Raw genomic sequence first — 16,496 nt, forward strand, 5'->3', positions numbered from 1 at the left:
TACGGCACGGGGTCTCTCCGAGTAATTTAAGCAATCGCTAAAATGCATAACTTCTAAAATGAAGATCATGGTTCGCCAAACCAACGCTCTGCTACCGCCGGCCGGAGGCGATAGTCGGACTGATTACCGCCATTGACGTAGCGACAATTGCCGCCAGATCTGCTATCGTCACGCTTGCTCTTTCAGTGGCAGCTAAAGGCGGCCATCCAGGCGGTGGCCGCCCCGACACACGGGAGGAAGGTTATGGCCGGCTTTCATGTCATGGCGGACGCGTACGGGATGCATGTGCAACCCGCGGTTCGCCGTATTTCCACATCGGACCTCTGGGACGCGCTTAGGCTTGGCGCCGAGGATTTTTGGGCCAGGCCCTCGCATTACGTGTTCCTGTGCCTGATCTATCCGGTCGTCGGGCTGATCCTGACGCAATGGACGTCGGGTTCCAACGCCATCCAGCTCGTCTATCCCCTGATGTCGGGCTTTGCCCTGGTCGGCCCGTTCGCCGCGATCGGACTCTACGAGATCAGCCGCCGGCGCGAGCTCGGCATGAACACCAACTGGCGCCATGCGCTCGATGTTCGCCATTCATCGGCGCTGCCTTCGATAGCGGTCATCGGCATCATGCTGTTCGCGTTGTTCCTGTTGTGGCTGTTCACGGCGCAGTCGATCTACACCAGCCTTTTCGGCGGCGAGCCGCCGGCTTCGGTCGGGGCCTTCCTGCGCGACGTGCTGACGACCGGCAAGGGCTGGACGCTGATCCTTCTCGGCAACGCCGCCGGCCTGGTCTTCGCCGTGGTGGTGCTGGCGACCACGGTCGTTGCCTTTCCGCTTTTGCTCGATCGCGATGTCGGGGCCGTTTCGGCCATAGAGACCTCGGCGCGCGCGGTCATGGCAAATCCGCTGCAGATGGCGCTCTGGGGCCTCATCGTCGCGGCCCTTCTGGTGGTCGGATCGATCCCACTGTTTGCCGGACTGGCCGTCGTCATGCCGATCCTCGGCCACGCCACCTGGCATCTCTACCGCAAGGTGGTCGAGCCGGCCCAGATCAGGCCTCCACGCCGGCCGATGTGACGACTCAGCGCTGGGCGTCGGTCGCCATCTTAAGCGCCAGCGCCGTCAGCACGCTTCCCATCATCCAGCGCTGGATCACCAGCCACAACGGCCGACCGGCGAGGAAGGTGGCGATCGAGCCGGCGGTCAGCGCGATGACGGCATTGACGGTGAGGCTGATCGATATCTGCGTCGCCCCCAGCACCAGGAGTTGCGACAGGACATGGCCTTTCTCGATGCTGATGAACTGCGGCAGCAGCGACAGATAGAGGACGGCCACTTTGGGGTTGAGCAGATTGGTCATCAAACCCATGGCGAACAGCTTGCGCGGTCGGTCCTTCGGCAGGTCGCGCACCTGGAAGGGCGAGCGCCCGCCCGGTTTCACGGCCTGCCAGGCCAGCCACAGGAGATAGAGCACGCCGGCAAAGCGCAACACGTCATAGGCATAGGGCACCGCGATCAGCAGCGCGGTGATGCCGAAGGCGGCCGACAGTACGTAGAACAGGAAGCCGACCGCGACGCCGCCAAGCGAGATCAGTCCGGCCTTCGGCCCTTGCGACAGCGAGCGCGAGATCAGGTAGATCATGTTGGGGCCTGGCGTCAGCACCATGCCGAGGCAGACCAGCGCGAAGGCGAGATGGTTGGCGGTGTCGGGCATTTGCTTGGATCCCCAGCGCGCCGCGATGGATGAGAGACCATGCGAGCGGCCAATCTGTGCCTGTCACGACGAGCGTCTGCAAGGGCTTGGCGGCGCCAGGCGTTGCGCCAGAGGGACGGTCTCGGGTTAGCCGACCACCCGCAGGTTCGACAATTCGTTGCCGATTTCCTTGAAATCGTTTGCCAGGCTGGCGCCGGTCGCGTTCCAGAACAGCTTTGCCGGTTTGCTCGGATCCGTTGCATCCTTGCGGAAGCGTGAATTCGACGAGCAGGATTTCAGCGCATCGATCGCCAGCTGGTCGCTGGCCTTGGTCGTCGACAGGTCGAGCGCCACCGTCATCACCATGATGTTGGCCGCCTTGGCGTTGTTGCAGAGCGTGGCCATCTGCTCGTTGAGTGCGTTGGTGTAGTTGCCATTCGAATAATCGAACTGACCGATGGCGCTCGATGTGCCCATGAACAGGCGCCCGACCGAGGTGCCGTTGTAACCGGGGTTGAGGTAGCCGAAGGACGCATAGGTCGATTTCGAATTGGCGGGGTCGGAATAGCCCAGCGAGGATGGTGTATAATAGGTGTTGGCACCGTCGGTCAGCACGATCACCACCTTGTCGTTGCCCCTTTCCGTTTCCGGGCGCCCCTGGGTGAACGGCTCTCCGCTCGAGACCACCCGCCAGCCCCAGGCCATGCCCTCGGGAACGTTGGTGCCGCCACTGGGCTGCATCAGGTCGATCGCCGCCTTGATCGAGGTGAGCCCGTCGGCGGTGCTGACATCGGTCAGCGGCGTGATCGGGTTGGTGGTACAGCTGTAATTTGGCCCGTTCCCGGCGGGCAGTGCCGGCGCATCGATCGGCCGCGGCTGGAAATACTTGGCCATGTTGCGCAGTTGGGATTGGCCGCTGCTGCTCGATGGATCGTCGTTCCACCAGCTGTTGACGGCGCCATAGGTCGTGGGTGTCGCCTCCTTGGGGTCTTGCGTTACCTTCCAGTGGTTGCCGGGTTCGTCCGGCGCGAACATCGGCACGAACATCGTCGCCGGATCGCCGACGCCGATGCCGGTGTTTGCCGAACCGCCCGATGGCGCGGTGTCGTTGACGTTGTAAGGATAGGGCCGTGCCTCGACGCAGCCCTGCCAACTGGCGAACGGACCATAGGTGTCCACATAATCATACGCGTCATAGCTGCGCTTGCAGGTATTGTTCGAATAGTATTCGACACAAACGACGCGCTTGCTGTTGACGACCCGTTCGTGGTTCGTCACGACCTGCATGTCATGGTAGAGCGAAAACCGGGTCAGCATCTGGCCTTCCGCGGTTCCCCAGCCAGTGCCACGCTTGTACCAGATACCGTTAGCCTGCTGGGCGTATTTGTCGGCGGCGTTCAGCGTCGACCAGTCGAAATTCTCGTTCGAGATCGGCGAAAGCCCTTCGGTGTCCATCCATGACGCGTTGCTGTTCGCGGGGCCGACATTGACCGAGGCGCCAAAAGGCACGAGGCCGAATTGCACCGGCTTGTCGACCTGCTTGATCATGATCGCCTGCTGGGCCAGCGTGTCGACGAGCTGCTTTGAAGCCGTCTTGAGAAGATCGATGCGCTTTTGCCCCGAGCCCGTGCCGAGCGTGGTCATCGATCCGGAATTGTCGAGCACCAGGGCAACTTCCAGCGTGTTCTTCAGCCGCACCTGCGAGATGACGTCGAAGCTGAGCCTCTGGTTCGCATCGGTCGCCGACTTGCCGGTGAGCTGGGCGAAGGCGGGATAAAAATAGGGTTTGTAGTTGAGCTGTGCGGTCATGGTGAGCAGGCCGCCGCCGGTGGTATTGCTGGGCAAGGTGACGTTGAGTGTCGTGCTGGCGGGGTCGATATCGTTCAGATTGGCATTGAAGAAGTCGAGCGCATACGCCCTCAACTGGTCGTCGGTCGCACCTTCCGTCAGTCGGCGGGCCGTGGCGAAGTTGGCCGCGTCGAGCGCGTTCATCACCATCTGCTTTTCACGGTTCATTTCCGTGTAGTCGACAGCGATCGCCAGGCCGCCCATCAGCGGCACCATCGCCACCACCGTCACAAGAGCATAGTTGCCGCGCCTGTTGCGGCCGAACTGACGGCAGATTTCAAACATGTCTTGCAGCGGCCCCCGCCGGCGGATTCTCCGGTCTACGCCAGCTTTCCATAAAACGCTGAAGGACGGGTTGGGGAAACCGCTCGATTGCCTGGTTGCCGCTTCACCAACCGCTAACCAATCAAAGGCCGCGGCTTGCGCCGCAATTCGTGCCGATGCGGCGAAAGCTGGTGACAGCATGGGCCGGTTCGGATAATTCGAACCGGCTGCGGCGAACCGTCGGCCGCCGCACCCGCAACGATCATACTGAAGGAAACGGCATGGCGGATTCGCCTGAAATCGTCGGCTCGCTCGAAGACGTGTCGAAAGCCTATTCGGCAATTCTTTGCGATGTCTGGGGCGTGGTGCACAATGGCGAGTGGCATTTTCCGGCGGCCGCGGCCGCGCTGGCGGCGGCAAGGGCGGCCGGCATTCCTGTCGTTCTGATCACCAATTCGCCGCGCCGCAGCGCCGATGTCGTGGCGCAGATGAGCGTGATCGGCGTTCCGCCGTCGGCCTATGACCGTGTGGTGACCTCCGGCGACGTGACCCGTGACCTGATCGCGGAGGGTCCACGCAAAATCTTCCACATCGGCGCCGACCGCGATTTGACCCTTTATGATGGCCTCGATGTCGAACTTGTCGAGGAGTTCGAGGCCGCCGGCGTCGTGTGCACCGGGCTGTTCGACGACGAGGTCGAAAAACCCGAGGATTATGCCGACCTGCTGCGCCGCTTGCGCGCCAGGAACCTGCCGTTCATCTGCGCCAATCCCGATATCATGGTGGAACGCGGCGAGCGGATCATCTGGTGCGCCGGCGCGCTCGCGCGCGACTACGCGCAGCTCGGCGGTCGCACGCTGATCGCCGGAAAACCCTATGCGCCGATCTACGAGGTCGCGATGAAGGAGGTGGCCGAGATCCTCGGCCGGCCGGTCGAGCGTTCGCGAATACTGGCGATCGGCGATGGCATGATGACCGACGTGAAGGGCGCGGCCGACAATGGTTTCGACGTCCTCTATGTCTCCGGCGGCATCCATGCCCGCGACTATGGCGACCCGTCCCGGCCGGATCCGGCAAGGCTCGGGCTCTTCCTGGAGCGGCACGGCTATCGTCCGGTGGCCGTCATCGCAAGGCTGCGGTAGGTGGCGATGGTCGCGTTCCAGCATCTTACGACAACCGCGCCGCTGCCCGCCGATCTGAGAGGCGGCGTCGTGGCGATCGGCAATTTCGATGGCGTCCACCGTGGCCATCAGGCCGTGCTCGAACGCGCCTTGGGCGAGGCCGAGCGGCGTGGCGTGCCGGCGCTGGTGCTGACCTTCGAACCGCACCCGCGAACGGTTTTCAAGCCTGATTTGCCCCTTTTCGTGCTGACGCCGCCGCCGATGAAGGCGCGGCTCCTGTCGCTGCTGGGCTTTGCCGCGCTGGTCGAGCAACCTTTCACGCGCGACTTCGCCTCGCTGTCGGCGGAAGCCTTCGTCACCGACGTGCTGGAAAAGACGCTCGGCATCACCCACGCCGTGACCGGTTTCGATTTCCATTTCGGCAAGGACCGCCAGGGCGGGCCGGCCTATCTGATGGCCGCGGGCGAGCGCCATGGCTTCGGTGTCACCCTCGTCGATGCCTTTCGCGACGAAGGCGCCGAGGTGGTTTCGTCGAGCCGCATCCGTGCCCTGCTTTGCGAGGGCGAGGTGGCCGAGGCCGCCGGTCTGCTCGGCTATCGCTTCACGGTGGAAAGCGAGGTTGTCGGCGGCCAGCAGCTCGGGCGGACGCTCGGCTTTCCCACGGCCAATATGAGGCTTCCGGCGGCGGCCACGCTCAAGGAAGGTATTTACGCCGTACGCTTCCGGCGCGCCGACGGTACGCTGCACGACGGCGTCGCCAGCTTTGGCCGCCGGCCGACCGTCGACGACCATGGCGCGCCGCTCCTGGAAACCTTCGTCTTCGATTTTTCCGGCGATCTCTATGGCGAGACTTGCGAGGTCTCGTTCTTCGGCTTCCTGCGCAGCGAGATCAAGTTCGACGGGCTCGACGCACTGGTCGTGCAGATGAAGCGCGATGAAGTCGAGGCCCGCGCCCTGCTGGGCGGCGTCAAGCCGCTGTCCGGCCTCGACGCATCCGTGGCGTTCTGAGCTACTTCTTCAGGGCCAAACCGACGGCGATAAAGGTCCAGCCCTGGAAGATCAGGTCGATCGCCAGGAACAGTCCGAGCACCCAAAGGCTGTTGACCGGCCAGCCCATGGCGATGATCAGGCCGGCAAGCACGCTGATGACGCCCGCCGCGACGATCCAGCCCCAGCCGCGCTCGGGACGGTGGCTGTAGCCGACCCAGGCCCGCAGCGCGCCGGAAGCGACGAGCGCGACGGCCAGCAGGAAAGTCAGTACCGCCGAGGCCAGCAGCGGATTGTCGAACGCGAAGAACCCGGCCACCGCATAAAGCAGTCCGCTGAGCAGCCAGTAGAAGAAGCGTCCCCAGGTCTTGACCCCGAAAGCATGCATGATCTCGATGATGCCGGCCACCAGCATCAGCCAACCCACGACATAGACGGAAGCCACCGTGGCGATGAACAGATTGCCGAAGGCGATGCCGCCGAGGATCAGCAGCAACACGCCGAGGCCGACGAACCATCCCCATTTGTCCCGCGTCTTGCCGATCGCGTTCTCCAGTGCATCGCCGTGCAAGGTCATGTCGCCACCTCCGTTGAAGACCGCTGGGATGCTGTGAGGTTACGCTTGGTGCCGACCCGCGTCCAGCCGGCCGCTGGGGCGATGGCGCAGGCCCCGTTGGCAGGCAATTCCAGCCGGATGTCTCGCCCTTAAATCAAATTTTACCAAAGCCTCGTCAAAGCTGTCATCGCAGGACGGTTGTATCGTGTTAGTGGAGTGACCATGAGTCAGGTCGGAAAGATTTCTTTAGCCGTGGCCACTGTCGTGCTGGCGACGTCGGGCGCGGCCGAGGCCGGCGACGGCGCTTTCGGCTGGCTGTCCGGCGACTGGTATCTGACCGTCGGCGCGACCGGCCTGGTGGCGCCCAATTTCGAGGGCGGCAAGAAGTACATGCTGAGCGCCCAGCCCATCATTTCGCTGGGCAAGGCCGGTCCCCAGGCGCGTTTCACGTCGCGCAACGACAATATTTCGCTGGCGCTCATCGACGACGGCGGCGTCCGCGCCGGCCTGACCGGCAAGTTCCTGTTCTCGCGTGACGACGGCGATGCCGACGAACTCAAGGGGCTCGACCCGGTGCGCTGGGGCGGCGAGGTCGGCGGCTTCTTCGAATTCTATCCGACGGACTGGATGCGTGCGCGGGCCGAATTGCGGCATGGCATCCGTGCCCATAATGGCTTTGTCGCCGACATCGCCGCCGATGCCTTCTACGACGTGACGCCAACTGTCAGGATTTCGGGTGGCCCGCGCGTGTCTTTTGCCTCGGCGAACTATTTCGATGCCTATTACGGCGTCGACGCGCAGGAAGCCGTGGCCTCCGGCCTGAGCCGGTACAATCCCGGCGGCGGCCTCAAATCCGTCGGCCTCGGCGGCGCCGTGACCTGGAAGGTGACCGACCCGATGACCGCCAGCCTGTTTGGCGAATATTCCCGCCTCGAGGGTCCTGCCGCCGATTCCAGCCTGGTCAAGGAGCGCGGCGACCGCAACCAGTTCATGGTCGGCGTGTCGACCACCTATCGCTTCGACTTCAAGATGTAAGTGAATCGAACGAGACGCTTTATTCCTGCGCTCTTCTCCGCTAAAAGCCCAGCAATGACGAGCTTTTCGCGCCTTCACGCGCCGACAATACGAATTACCAGCCCGGTGTTCCCGGCAGCCTGAAGGCTGTTGGAGCAGCCGGGACTATTGCGCGCGGCCTCTCGCGCTTTTCCAGATCATCAAGGCCAGATCATCAAGGCGTGCCGCCCAGGAGTGGGCCCGTTTTTGGGGAACGGCACGCGTGTAAAGTAGAATTCCAAGCCGCAAGCCACGTGGCCCGGCATGCACATGGCAGACCAATGACCGACCAGAACCAATCAACGATCGACTATTCCAAGACCCTTTACCTGCCGCGGACGGAGTTTCCGATGCGCGCCGGCCTGCCCGAGAAGGAGCCGGTGCTGGTCAAGCGCTGGCAGGACATGGACCTCTACCGCAAGCTGCGCGAGGGCGCGGCGGGGCGCACGAAATACGTGCTGCATGACGGCCCGCCCTACGCCAACGGCAACATCCATATCGGCCACGCGCTGAACAAGATCCTCAAGGACGTCATCACCCGCTCGTTCCAGATGCGCGGCTATGACTCGAACTATGTGCCTGGCTGGGACTGTCACGGCCTGCCGATCGAATGGAAGATCGAGGAGCAGTACCGCGCCAAGGGCAAGAACAAGGACGAGGTGCCGGTCAACGAATTCCGCAAGGAATGCCGGGAGTTCGCCGCGCACTGGATCTCGGTACAGGGTGGCGAGTTCCAGCGGCTTGGCGTCATCGGCGACTTCAAGAACCCTTACACGACCATGGCCTTCCACGCCGAGTCGCGCATCGCCGGCGAATTGCTGAAATTCGCCATGTCCGGCCAGCTCTACCGCGGTTCGAAGCCGGTGATGTGGAGCGTCGTCGAACGCACGGCGCTCGCCGAGGCCGAGATCGAGTACCAGGACTACGAGTCCGACACGATCTGGGCGAAGTTTCCGGTGGCCAATCTCGCTGTCGCCAGCGTCGTGGACGGCCAGCCGGCGGAACTCGATCCGGGCCTGAGCGGACGCTCGCTTGATCTGCTCGATGCCCATGTCGTCATCTGGACGACGACGCCATGGACCATCCCGGGCAACCGCGCCGTCAGCTATTCGCCGCGCGTCGCCTATGGCCTCTACGAGGTGACGGCGGCCGAGAATGCGTTTGGCCCGCAGCCAGGCGAGAAGCTGATCTTTGCCGATGCGCTGGCCGAGGAAAGCCAGGCCAAGGCCAAGGTCACCTTGAAGCGCCTTCACGGCATCAGCGCCGAACAGCTTGGAAACCTTGTGCTTTCGCATCCCTTCAAGGGCCTCGGTGGCGGCTATGAATTTCCGGTGCCGATGATTGCGGGCGACCATGTCACCGACGATGCCGGCACCGGCTTCGTGCACACCGCCCCGGGCCATGGCCGCGAGGACTTTGATGCGTGGATGGACGCCGCGCCCGCGCTGCGCCAACGCGGTATCGACACCGAAATCCCGTTCACCGTCGACGATGCCGGCTTCTTCACCAAGGACGCGCCGGGCTTCGGCCCGGATCGCGAGGGTGGGGCTACGCGCGTCATCGACGACAATGGCAAGAAGGGCAACGCCAACCAGGCGGTCATCGACGAGCTGATCAAGCGCAACGCGCTGTTCGCGCGCGGCCGGCTGAAGCACAGCTATCCCCATTCATGGCGTTCGAAGAAGCCGGTCATCTTCCGCAACACGCCGCAATGGTTCGTCTACATGGACAAGGACCTCGGCGACGGCACCACGCTGCGTAGCCGCGCGCTGAAGGCGATCGACGACACGCGTTTCGTGCCGGCGGCCGGCCAGAACCGCATCCGCGCCATGATCGAGGAGCGCCCAGACTGGGTGCTGTCGCGCCAGCGTGCCTGGGGCGTGCCGATCGCCGTCTTCGCCGACGAGGACGGCAATGTGCTGAAGGACGAGGCGGTCAACCAGCGCATCATGGACGCCTTCGAGACGGAAGGCGCCGACGCCTGGTTCGCGCCGGGTGCCAAGGAACGCTTCCTCGGCAATCACGACGCCTCCAAATGGCGGCAGGTGATGGACATTCTCGACGTCTGGTTCGATTCGGGCTCGACCCATGTCTTCACCCTGGAGGACCGGCCCGACCTGAAATGGCCGGCCGACGTCTACCTCGAAGGCTCCGACCAGCATCGCGGCTGGTTCCACTCCTCGCTGCTTGAAAGCTGCGGCACCAGGGGCAGGGCGCCTTACGACACCGTCGTCACCCATGGCTTCACCATGGACGAGGATGGCCGCAAGATGTCGAAATCGCTCGGCAACACGGTCGTGCCGCAGGATGTGATCAAACAGTCCGGCGCCGATATCCTGCGGCTCTGGGTGGTGACGACGGACTATTGGGAAGACCAGCGGCTCGGAAAGAACGTGCTGCAGACCAACATCGACGCCTATCGCAAGCTGCGCAATACCATCCGCTGGATGCTGGGCACGCTCGCTCACGACGATGGCGAGGATGTGCCCCTGGAGACGATGCCGGAGCTGGAGCGGCTGATGCTGCACCGGTTGGCGGAGCTGGACGAGGTGGTCCGCCAGGGCTACGACGCCTTCGAGTTCAAGCGCGTCACGCGCGCGCTGCTCGATTTCATGGTGGTCGAGCTGTCCGCCTTCTATTTCGACATCCGCAAGGACGCACTCTACTGCGACGGCCCGTCGAGCGTGAAGCGCAAGGCGTCGGTCCAGGTGGTGCGCCACCTCTTCGACTGCCTGGTGAAATGGCTGGCGCCGATGCTGCCCTTCACCATGGAAGAGGCATGGCTCGACCGTCACCCCGATGCGGTCTCGGTGCATCTCGACCAGTTCCCGCTCATCCCGGCGGGTTGGAAGAACGAGGCGCTGGCGGAGAAATGGCGCAAGGTCAGGCAGGTGCGTCGCGTCGTCACCGGCGCGCTCGAGATCGCGCGTGCCCAGAAGGTCATCGGCTCCTCGCTGGAGGCTGTACCGGTGGTGACGATCAACGATGCGGCGCTCGAAGCGGCGATATCGGACGTCGACATGGCCGAGATGGCGATCACCAGCGATCTCGTCATTGCCCATGGCCAGGCGCCGCAAACCGCCTTTGCCCTCGACGACGTCAAGGGCGTCGCCGTGGTGGTGGAGAAAGCAGAGAATCGCGGTCTGGTCAAATGCGCGCGTTCCTGGCGCTATACGGCCGATGTCGGGCAGGATCCGGAGTTCCCGGATCTCTCGGCCCGTGATGCCGCGGTGCTGCACGAGTTGAAGGCGCTCGGAAGGGTCTGATGCATGTCGCCCAAAGTGCATAGCGGTTTTGGGACAATGGCATGCACCAATCAATAGTGCACGAATGCCACGCCGGGCGGTGCAAATCCGCCCGCGCGTTGCCCTTAACGAGTGGTTGAGGTAAACACGCGAAACTCCGGAAGACAAATTGTCGCCGGATTTCCGTCGCAAGTGCTTGCACGATGGGGACCGGACGCAAAGCCGGTGCGATCGAGAGGCTGTCTAGAGTGGGACTTTTTGGCATGACCGAAAGATATAACGCGCGCCTTGCGCTGCTGGCGCCGCTTGTCGCATCGGGCCTCGCTCTATCGGGCTGCATGGGCTCTCCGACCTATGGCACCGACAAGACCGCCGCCGAACAACTGGCCGGCGATCTGACAGGCGCCGTTTCCTTCGCGCCGAAGCGCAGGGACCCGATCGACTACAAGCCGCGTCCTACCTTGGTGAAGCCTGCACCTGGCCAGAAGGAAGCGCTGCCTGCCCCGCAGGAAAGCATTCAGACGGCAAACGCCGGCTGGCCCGAATCGCCCGAGCAGCGCCGCGCGCGCCTGCGCGCCGACGCCACCGCGCACCAGAATGACCCGGCCTACCAGTCGGAGATCGTCGACGACGTGCAGACGGATCCGGCTTCTGTGAAAAGGGCGATGGAGGAATCAGGATCCAGCCACCCGCCGGCGTGGAAACCCGCCGATTCCGACAAGGGCCGCGCCGCCGAGATCCAGCGCCGCCTTGCCGACAGCAAGCAGGGCGATCCGAACACGCGCAAATACCTTAGCGAGCCGCCATTGGCCTACCGTGTCGCCTCCGATGCCGCACCGCAGAACGAACTTGGCGAGGACGAATACAAGAAAGAACGCGCCCTCAAGGCAAAGGCCGAGGGCAAGAAGGGCGGCTGGTTCGACTGGTTGCGGTAAGAACAGTCGCGCCGCTTGGTCTTGCGGCGGGCTTGGCTCAGTCTCGACGTCCTCTGAAAAAATCCTTCAGCAGCAGGCCCGCCTCGGTCTCGGCCATGCCCGGATAGACGTCGGGCGTGTGGTGGCAGGTCGAGGAAGCGAAGAAGCGCACGCCGTTGACCACGGCGCCGCCCTTTTCGTCGCTAGCACCGAAGTAGAGACGGCGCAGCCTGGCGAAGGAGATCGCCCCGGCGCACATGGCGCAAGGTTCCAATGTCACATAAAGATCGTGGCCGATGAGCCGCTCGCTCGAGAGTTTGCCGCAGGCTGCGCGGATCACCAGCATTTCGGCGTGCGCCGTCGGGTCGGCAAGCTCGCGCGTGCGGTTCCCGGCACTGGCAACGACCGTGCCGCCGTTGACGATGACCGCGCCGACCGGCACTTCGCCGCGCGCGGCCGCTGCTTCGGCCTCCTGCAGAGCCAGGGCCATGAAATCCGGGTTCTTCAAGCGGTTTGTCTTCCCATTATATCCTCGCCACCCGGCGGTGATCCTGTTATGGAGCGGATCAACCTGAAAATCGGACTCGATTTTCGGGAATGATCATGCGCCAAATCAAAAATGCTACAGCGTTCGTTGCGCGCCGAACGGATGCGCCACGCTGTAGCAGCGCAAACGGACAAAGGCCACATGGACGACAACGACAAGAAATCTCCGCGCAAAGGCGGCCCGGGCAGGAGTGGCCCGAAATCGGCAGGTGCACGTGGCCGCGATGCCAGCAAGGGCGGCAAGCCGTCCTTTGGTGCGAAAAAGCCGTATGCCCCGCGTGGCGATCGGCCGATGGCCGCCGATGGCGACCGGCCGAAGCGAGACTTCAAGGGCGGCGACAGGCCGTTCAGCAAGGGGCCGCGCCCCGAAGGCAAGCCTTACGAAAAGCGCGAGGGCCCGCGCAAGCCTTATGCACCACGCGGCGACCGTCCGATGGCGGCTGAAGGCGAGCGCAAGCCTTATGAAAAGCGCGAAGGGCCGCGCAAACCCTACGCCCCGCGCGGCGACCGTCCAATGGCGGCCGAGGGTGAACGCAAGCCTTATGAGAAGCGCGAAGGGCCGCGCAAGCCCTACGCCCCGCGCGGCGACCGTCCAATGGCGGCCGAGGGCGAGCGCAAGCCTTATGAGAAGCGCGAAGGGCCGCGCAAGCCTTATGCCCCGCGTGGCGATCGCCCGGCTTCCGCTTCGGCGGCGGGCGGCGAAAAGCGCTTCGACCGTCCCAAGCGTGATTTCGGCGATCGTCCGAAGCGGGATTTTGGCGGCGACAGACCCAAGCGTGATTTCGGTGATCGGCCGCAAGGCGCATCGGGCGGCGGTTTCAAGCCGCGTCCGCGGCCTGCCGATGCCCCGGAAGAAGCCGGCGAGCGGATCGCCAAGCGGCTGGCGCGCGCCGGCCTCGCCTCGCGCCGCGACGCCGAGGAACTGATCGCCGCCGGCCGCGTCAAGGTCAATGGCCGGGCGTTGTCTTCACCGGCCTTCAACGTCATGCCGGGTGACATCATCCATCTCGACGGCATGGAAATCCCGCCGATCGAACGCACGCGCCTGTTCCTGTTCCACAAGCCGGCCGGCGTCGTCACCACCAACCGCGACCCCGAAGGCCGCAAGACCGTTTTCGACGTGCTGCCGGCCGAATTGCCGCGGCTGATGACCATCGGCCGGCTCGACATCAACACCGAGGGCCTGCTGCTGCTGACCAACGACGGCGGCTTGTCGCGCGTGCTCGAACTGCCGGCCACCGGCTGGCTGCGCCGCTACCGCGTGCGCGTCCACGGCAAGGTCGAGGAAAGCGCGCTCGCCGGCCTGCGTGAAGGTATTGCCGTCGACGGCGTCTTCTACGGCGCCATCGAAGCCAGCCTGGATCGCGAGCAGGGCTCCAACGCCTGGCTGACGATCGGTTTGCGCGAGGGCAAGAACCGTGAGGTCAAGAACATCCTCGGCGCGCTCGGCCTCGACGTCACGCGGCTGATCCGCATCTCCTACGGCCCGTTCCAGCTCGAGGATCTCGCCGAAGGTCATGTGCTGGAGATCAAGGGCAGGGTGCTGCGCGATCAGCTCGGCGAGCGTCTGGTCGAGGAATCCGGCGCCAATTTCGACGCCGAGATAACAAAACCGTTTTCCAACCAGCCCGTGCGGCGCACCGAAGTCCGTGAGGCCGAACCCGAACGGCCGAAGTTCACGCGCGACGGCGAGCGGCGGCCGATCGGCGAGGGCGGCCTGATCAAGAACCGCAAGCGTCGGGAAGGCAGCCGCGACGAGGCGCTGGGCAAACTGTCGACCAGCCCCGACAGGGGCGAGAGACCGGAAAAGAGCTTCGGCGATCGCGGTCCGCGACCGGAACGTGGCGGCTTTGGCGATAAGCCGCGTGGAAGTTTTGGCGACAAGCCTCGGGGCGGCTTCGGCGACAAGCCTCGGGGCGGCGGCAAGAAGTCCGAACGCGAGCAGCGGCCGATCGAGCCGCCGGGCCAGCGCAAAGCCAATGTCTGGATGGCGCCGGGCGCCCGGCCGATCGGCAAGGGCAGGGCGGAAGCGGATGCCGCCAAGGCAGCGGAAGCAAAGGCGCGCAAGGCCTCGTTCAAGCCGTCCTATGGCAAGCCCGGCGGCAAACCGGGCGGCGACAAGCCGTTCGGCAAGCCGCGTGGCGAGCGACCGGCCGGTGGCGGCGAGCGGCCGCGCGGCGGCCCCAAGGGCCCCCGCACAAGATGAGAATCGTTGGCGGCGAGTTTCGCGGGCGTCCGCTGGCGACGCCTCGCGGCAGCGCCATCCGTCCGACGACCGACCGCACCCGCGAGGCCGTCTTCAACGTTCTGGCGCATCGCTTCGCCGGACAATCGGACGGGGCCCGCGTCCTCGATCTGTTCGCCGGCACCGGCGCGCTTGGCCTGGAAGCCTTGTCGCGCGGCGCATCCTATGGCGTGTTCATCGAGGAATCGGCCGAAGGCCGTGGCCTGATCCGCGACAATGTCGAGGCTTTCGGCCTGACCGGACGCACCAAGATCTTCCGTCGTGACGCGACCGCCCTTGGCGAGGCCGGCACGCTGGCGCCATTCAGCCTCGTCTTCGCCGACCCGCCCTATGGCAAGGGCCTTGGCGAGCTTGCCTTGCAATCCGCCAGGGCCGGCGGCTGGCTGCGCCCCGGCGCGCTTTGTGTGGTCGAGGAGGCGGCAGTGGCGCCCTTCGAGCCAGGGCCGGGCTTTTCCGTGCTCGATGAGCGCAACTACGGCGAGACTATCATCCGTTTCATCGAGGCTGCCTGATACGCCTGCTTTCCGCCGTGGCCTCTTTGCCGCCGCCTTTGCCGGCAACATGACCAACAATTCACTTTGCTTGTCGCCGGCACCTTGCCTATCGTCCGCTGCATGAAACCGGAGCCATCGATGACATCCAGAACTGAATGGCTGCGTGGAACGCTGCTCGCGACCTCCCTGGCTTTTGTAGCGCCCGGTCCGGTACTGGCCGACAGCGCTCCGACGAATGGCAAGGCCGCCGAGTTCAAGGTCACGGATTTCCTGCTCGACAACGGCATGGAAGTGGTCGTCATTCCCGATCACCGCGCGCCGATCGTTACCCATATGGTGTGGTACAAGATCGGCAGCGCCGACGAGCCGCCGGGCAAATCCGGCATCGCCCATTTCTTCGAGCATCTGATGTTCAAGGCAACGGCCCACCACGCGGCCGGCGAGTTCGACCGCGCCGTCTCCGATATTGGTGGCTCCAACAACGCCTTCACCTCCTACGACTACACCGCCTTCCATGAGACAGTGGCGCCGTCCGCCCTCGAGTTGATGATGAGCTTCGAGGCCGACCGCATGCGCAACCTCATCCTCACAGACGATGTCATCAAGACCGAGCGCGACGTTATCCTCGAGGAGCGCCGCTCGCGCATCGACAACAATCCGCAGGCCGTGCTCGACGAAGAGGTCGATGCCACGCTGTGGCAGAACCAGCCCTATCGCATTCCGGTCATCGGCTGGATGCAGGAGATGGAGCAGTTGAACCGCGTCGATGCCACCGACTTCTACAATAAATACTACCGGCCCAACAATGTCGTGCTGATCGTGGCCGGCGACGTCGAACCGGACACGGTGAAGACGCTGGCCGAGAAGACCTATGGCAAGGTGGCGCGCGGGCCTGACCTGCCGCCGCGCGTCCGCCCGGTCGAACCTGAGCAGAACACCAGGCGCACGGTCACGCTTTCCGACGCCCGCGTCAGCGTGCCGAGTTTCTCGACACAATGGGTCGTGCCGTCCTACCATACGGCCAAGCCGGGCGAGGCCGAGGCGCTCGACCTGCTGGCCGAAATCCTCGGTGGCGGCAACCGCAGCCGGCTCTATCAGGCGCTGGTCGTCAAGCAAGGCATTGCTTCCAGCGCCGGCGCGTACTTCCAGGGCACCATGCTCGACGACACCAATTTCACCGTCTACGGCGCGCCGCGCGGCGACGCCAAATTGGCCGACGTCGAGGCCGCGGTCGACGCGGAGGTGGCGCGTATCGCCAGCGACGGCGTCACCCCGGATGAACTCGAAAAGGCCAAGGACCGCTATGTCCGGTCGATGATCTTTGCCCGTGACAAGCAGGACTCCATGGCCAACATCTATGGCTCGACGCTCGCCACCGGCGGCAATGTGCAGGACGTCGAGCAATGGCCGGATCGCATCCGCAAGGTGACTGCCGATGAGGTCAAGGCCGTTGCCGCGCGCTATCTCGTGCTGGCCCGCTCGACATCAGGCTATCTCTTGCCGCAGCAACAGGCGGGGAATTGATGATGCACGCCATAC

The 16,496-nt window shown here is 64.4% G+C and carries 13 protein-coding genes; 9 read left to right on the forward strand and 4 right to left on the reverse strand.

Annotated elements, in window-relative coordinates; genetic code table 11:
• The first annotated feature begins 243 nt into the window (after positions 1-243).
• Positions 244-1,068, forward strand: coding sequence for a DUF2189 domain-containing protein (locus LB564_RS23055; RefSeq protein ID WP_224541196.1), 825 nt, complete (start codon positions 244-246; stop codon positions 1,066-1,068).
• Positions 1,069-1,072: 4 nt separating this feature from the next.
• Here LB564_RS23055 and LB564_RS23060 read toward each other — a convergent pair whose 3' ends face one another.
• Both LB564_RS23060 and LB564_RS23065 read right to left on the reverse strand, forming a co-directional pair.
• A complete protein-coding gene (locus tag LB564_RS23060; protein ID WP_140707125.1) occupies positions 1,073-1,705 on the reverse strand; it encodes a LysE family translocator in 633 nt (210 codons plus the stop codon).
• Positions 1,706-1,831: 126 nt separating this feature from the next.
• Positions 1,832-3,817 carry a TadE/TadG family type IV pilus assembly protein gene (locus LB564_RS23065; protein WP_224541198.1) on the reverse strand — a complete coding sequence of 662 codons (1,986 nt, stop codon included), beginning with the start codon at positions 3,815-3,817 and terminating at the stop codon, positions 1,832-1,834.
• A 260-nt stretch (positions 3,818-4,077) separates the two neighbouring features.
• Here LB564_RS23065 and LB564_RS23070 point away from each other — a divergent pair, with 260 nt between their 5' ends.
• Positions 4,078-4,938: a TIGR01459 family HAD-type hydrolase gene (locus LB564_RS23070; RefSeq protein ID WP_224541200.1), complete on the forward strand. Its 861-nt coding sequence runs from the start codon at positions 4,078-4,080 to the stop codon at positions 4,936-4,938.
• A gap of 6 nt (positions 4,939-4,944) precedes the next feature.
• The gene (locus LB564_RS23075; RefSeq protein WP_224541308.1) at positions 4,945-5,925 is read left to right on the forward strand and encodes a bifunctional riboflavin kinase/FAD synthetase; all 981 of its coding nucleotides are present in this window, start codon (positions 4,945-4,947) and stop codon (positions 5,923-5,925) included.
• A 1-nt stretch (position 5,926) separates the two neighbouring features.
• Here the strand turns inward: LB564_RS23075 and LB564_RS23080 are convergent, their stop codons facing one another.
• A complete protein-coding gene (locus LB564_RS23080) occupies positions 5,927-6,481 on the reverse strand; it encodes an HdeD family acid-resistance protein (protein WP_224541202.1) in 555 nt (184 codons plus the stop codon).
• 201 nt (positions 6,482-6,682) lie between these two features.
• Between LB564_RS23080 and LB564_RS23085 the strand changes: the two genes are divergently transcribed.
• From LB564_RS23085 to LB564_RS23095, 3 genes are all read left to right on the forward strand, one after another.
• Positions 6,683-7,495, forward strand: a complete 813-nt coding sequence (locus LB564_RS23085; protein WP_224541203.1) for a MipA/OmpV family protein — start codon at positions 6,683-6,685, stop codon at positions 7,493-7,495.
• Positions 7,496-7,794: 299 nt separating this feature from the next.
• A complete protein-coding gene (gene ileS, locus LB564_RS23090; protein ID WP_224541205.1) occupies positions 7,795-10,779 on the forward strand; it encodes an isoleucine--tRNA ligase in 2,985 nt (994 codons plus the stop codon).
• Between the two features lie 242 nt (positions 10,780-11,021).
• Positions 11,022-11,693: a hypothetical protein gene (locus tag LB564_RS23095; protein ID WP_140707115.1), complete on the forward strand. Its 672-nt coding sequence runs from the start codon at positions 11,022-11,024 to the stop codon at positions 11,691-11,693.
• 37 nt (positions 11,694-11,730) lie between these two features.
• Here LB564_RS23095 and LB564_RS23100 read toward each other — a convergent pair whose 3' ends face one another.
• The gene (locus LB564_RS23100; protein ID WP_224541207.1) at positions 11,731-12,180 is read right to left on the reverse strand and encodes a nucleoside deaminase; all 450 of its coding nucleotides are present in this window, start codon (positions 12,178-12,180) and stop codon (positions 11,731-11,733) included.
• 180 nt (positions 12,181-12,360) lie between these two features.
• Between LB564_RS23100 and LB564_RS23105 the strand changes: the two genes are divergently transcribed.
• The 3 genes from LB564_RS23105 to LB564_RS23115 all read left to right on the forward strand — a co-directional run bounded on the left by LB564_RS23105 (position 12,361) and on the right by LB564_RS23115 (position 16,481).
• Positions 12,361-14,424, forward strand: coding sequence for a pseudouridine synthase (locus LB564_RS23105; protein ID WP_224541209.1), 2,064 nt, complete (start codon positions 12,361-12,363; stop codon positions 14,422-14,424).
• Positions 14,421-14,975 (forward strand): 16S rRNA (guanine(966)-N(2))-methyltransferase RsmD, encoded by a 555-nt coding sequence (rsmD, locus tag LB564_RS23110; protein ID WP_224541212.1) that lies wholly within the window; start codon positions 14,421-14,423, stop codon positions 14,973-14,975. The genes LB564_RS23105 and rsmD overlap by 4 nt, the downstream gene beginning before the upstream one ends.
• Before the next feature lie 120 nt (positions 14,976-15,095).
• Positions 15,096-16,481 carry a M16 family metallopeptidase gene (locus LB564_RS23115; RefSeq protein ID WP_224541214.1) on the forward strand — a complete coding sequence of 462 codons (1,386 nt, stop codon included), beginning with the start codon at positions 15,096-15,098 and terminating at the stop codon, positions 16,479-16,481.
• Positions 16,482-16,496: the final 15 nt, after the last annotated feature.

Origin of the sequence: Mesorhizobium sp. ES1-6 (assembly GCF_020164775.1) — a bacterium.
Classification (GTDB): Bacteria; Pseudomonadota; Alphaproteobacteria; order Rhizobiales; family Rhizobiaceae; genus Mesorhizobium.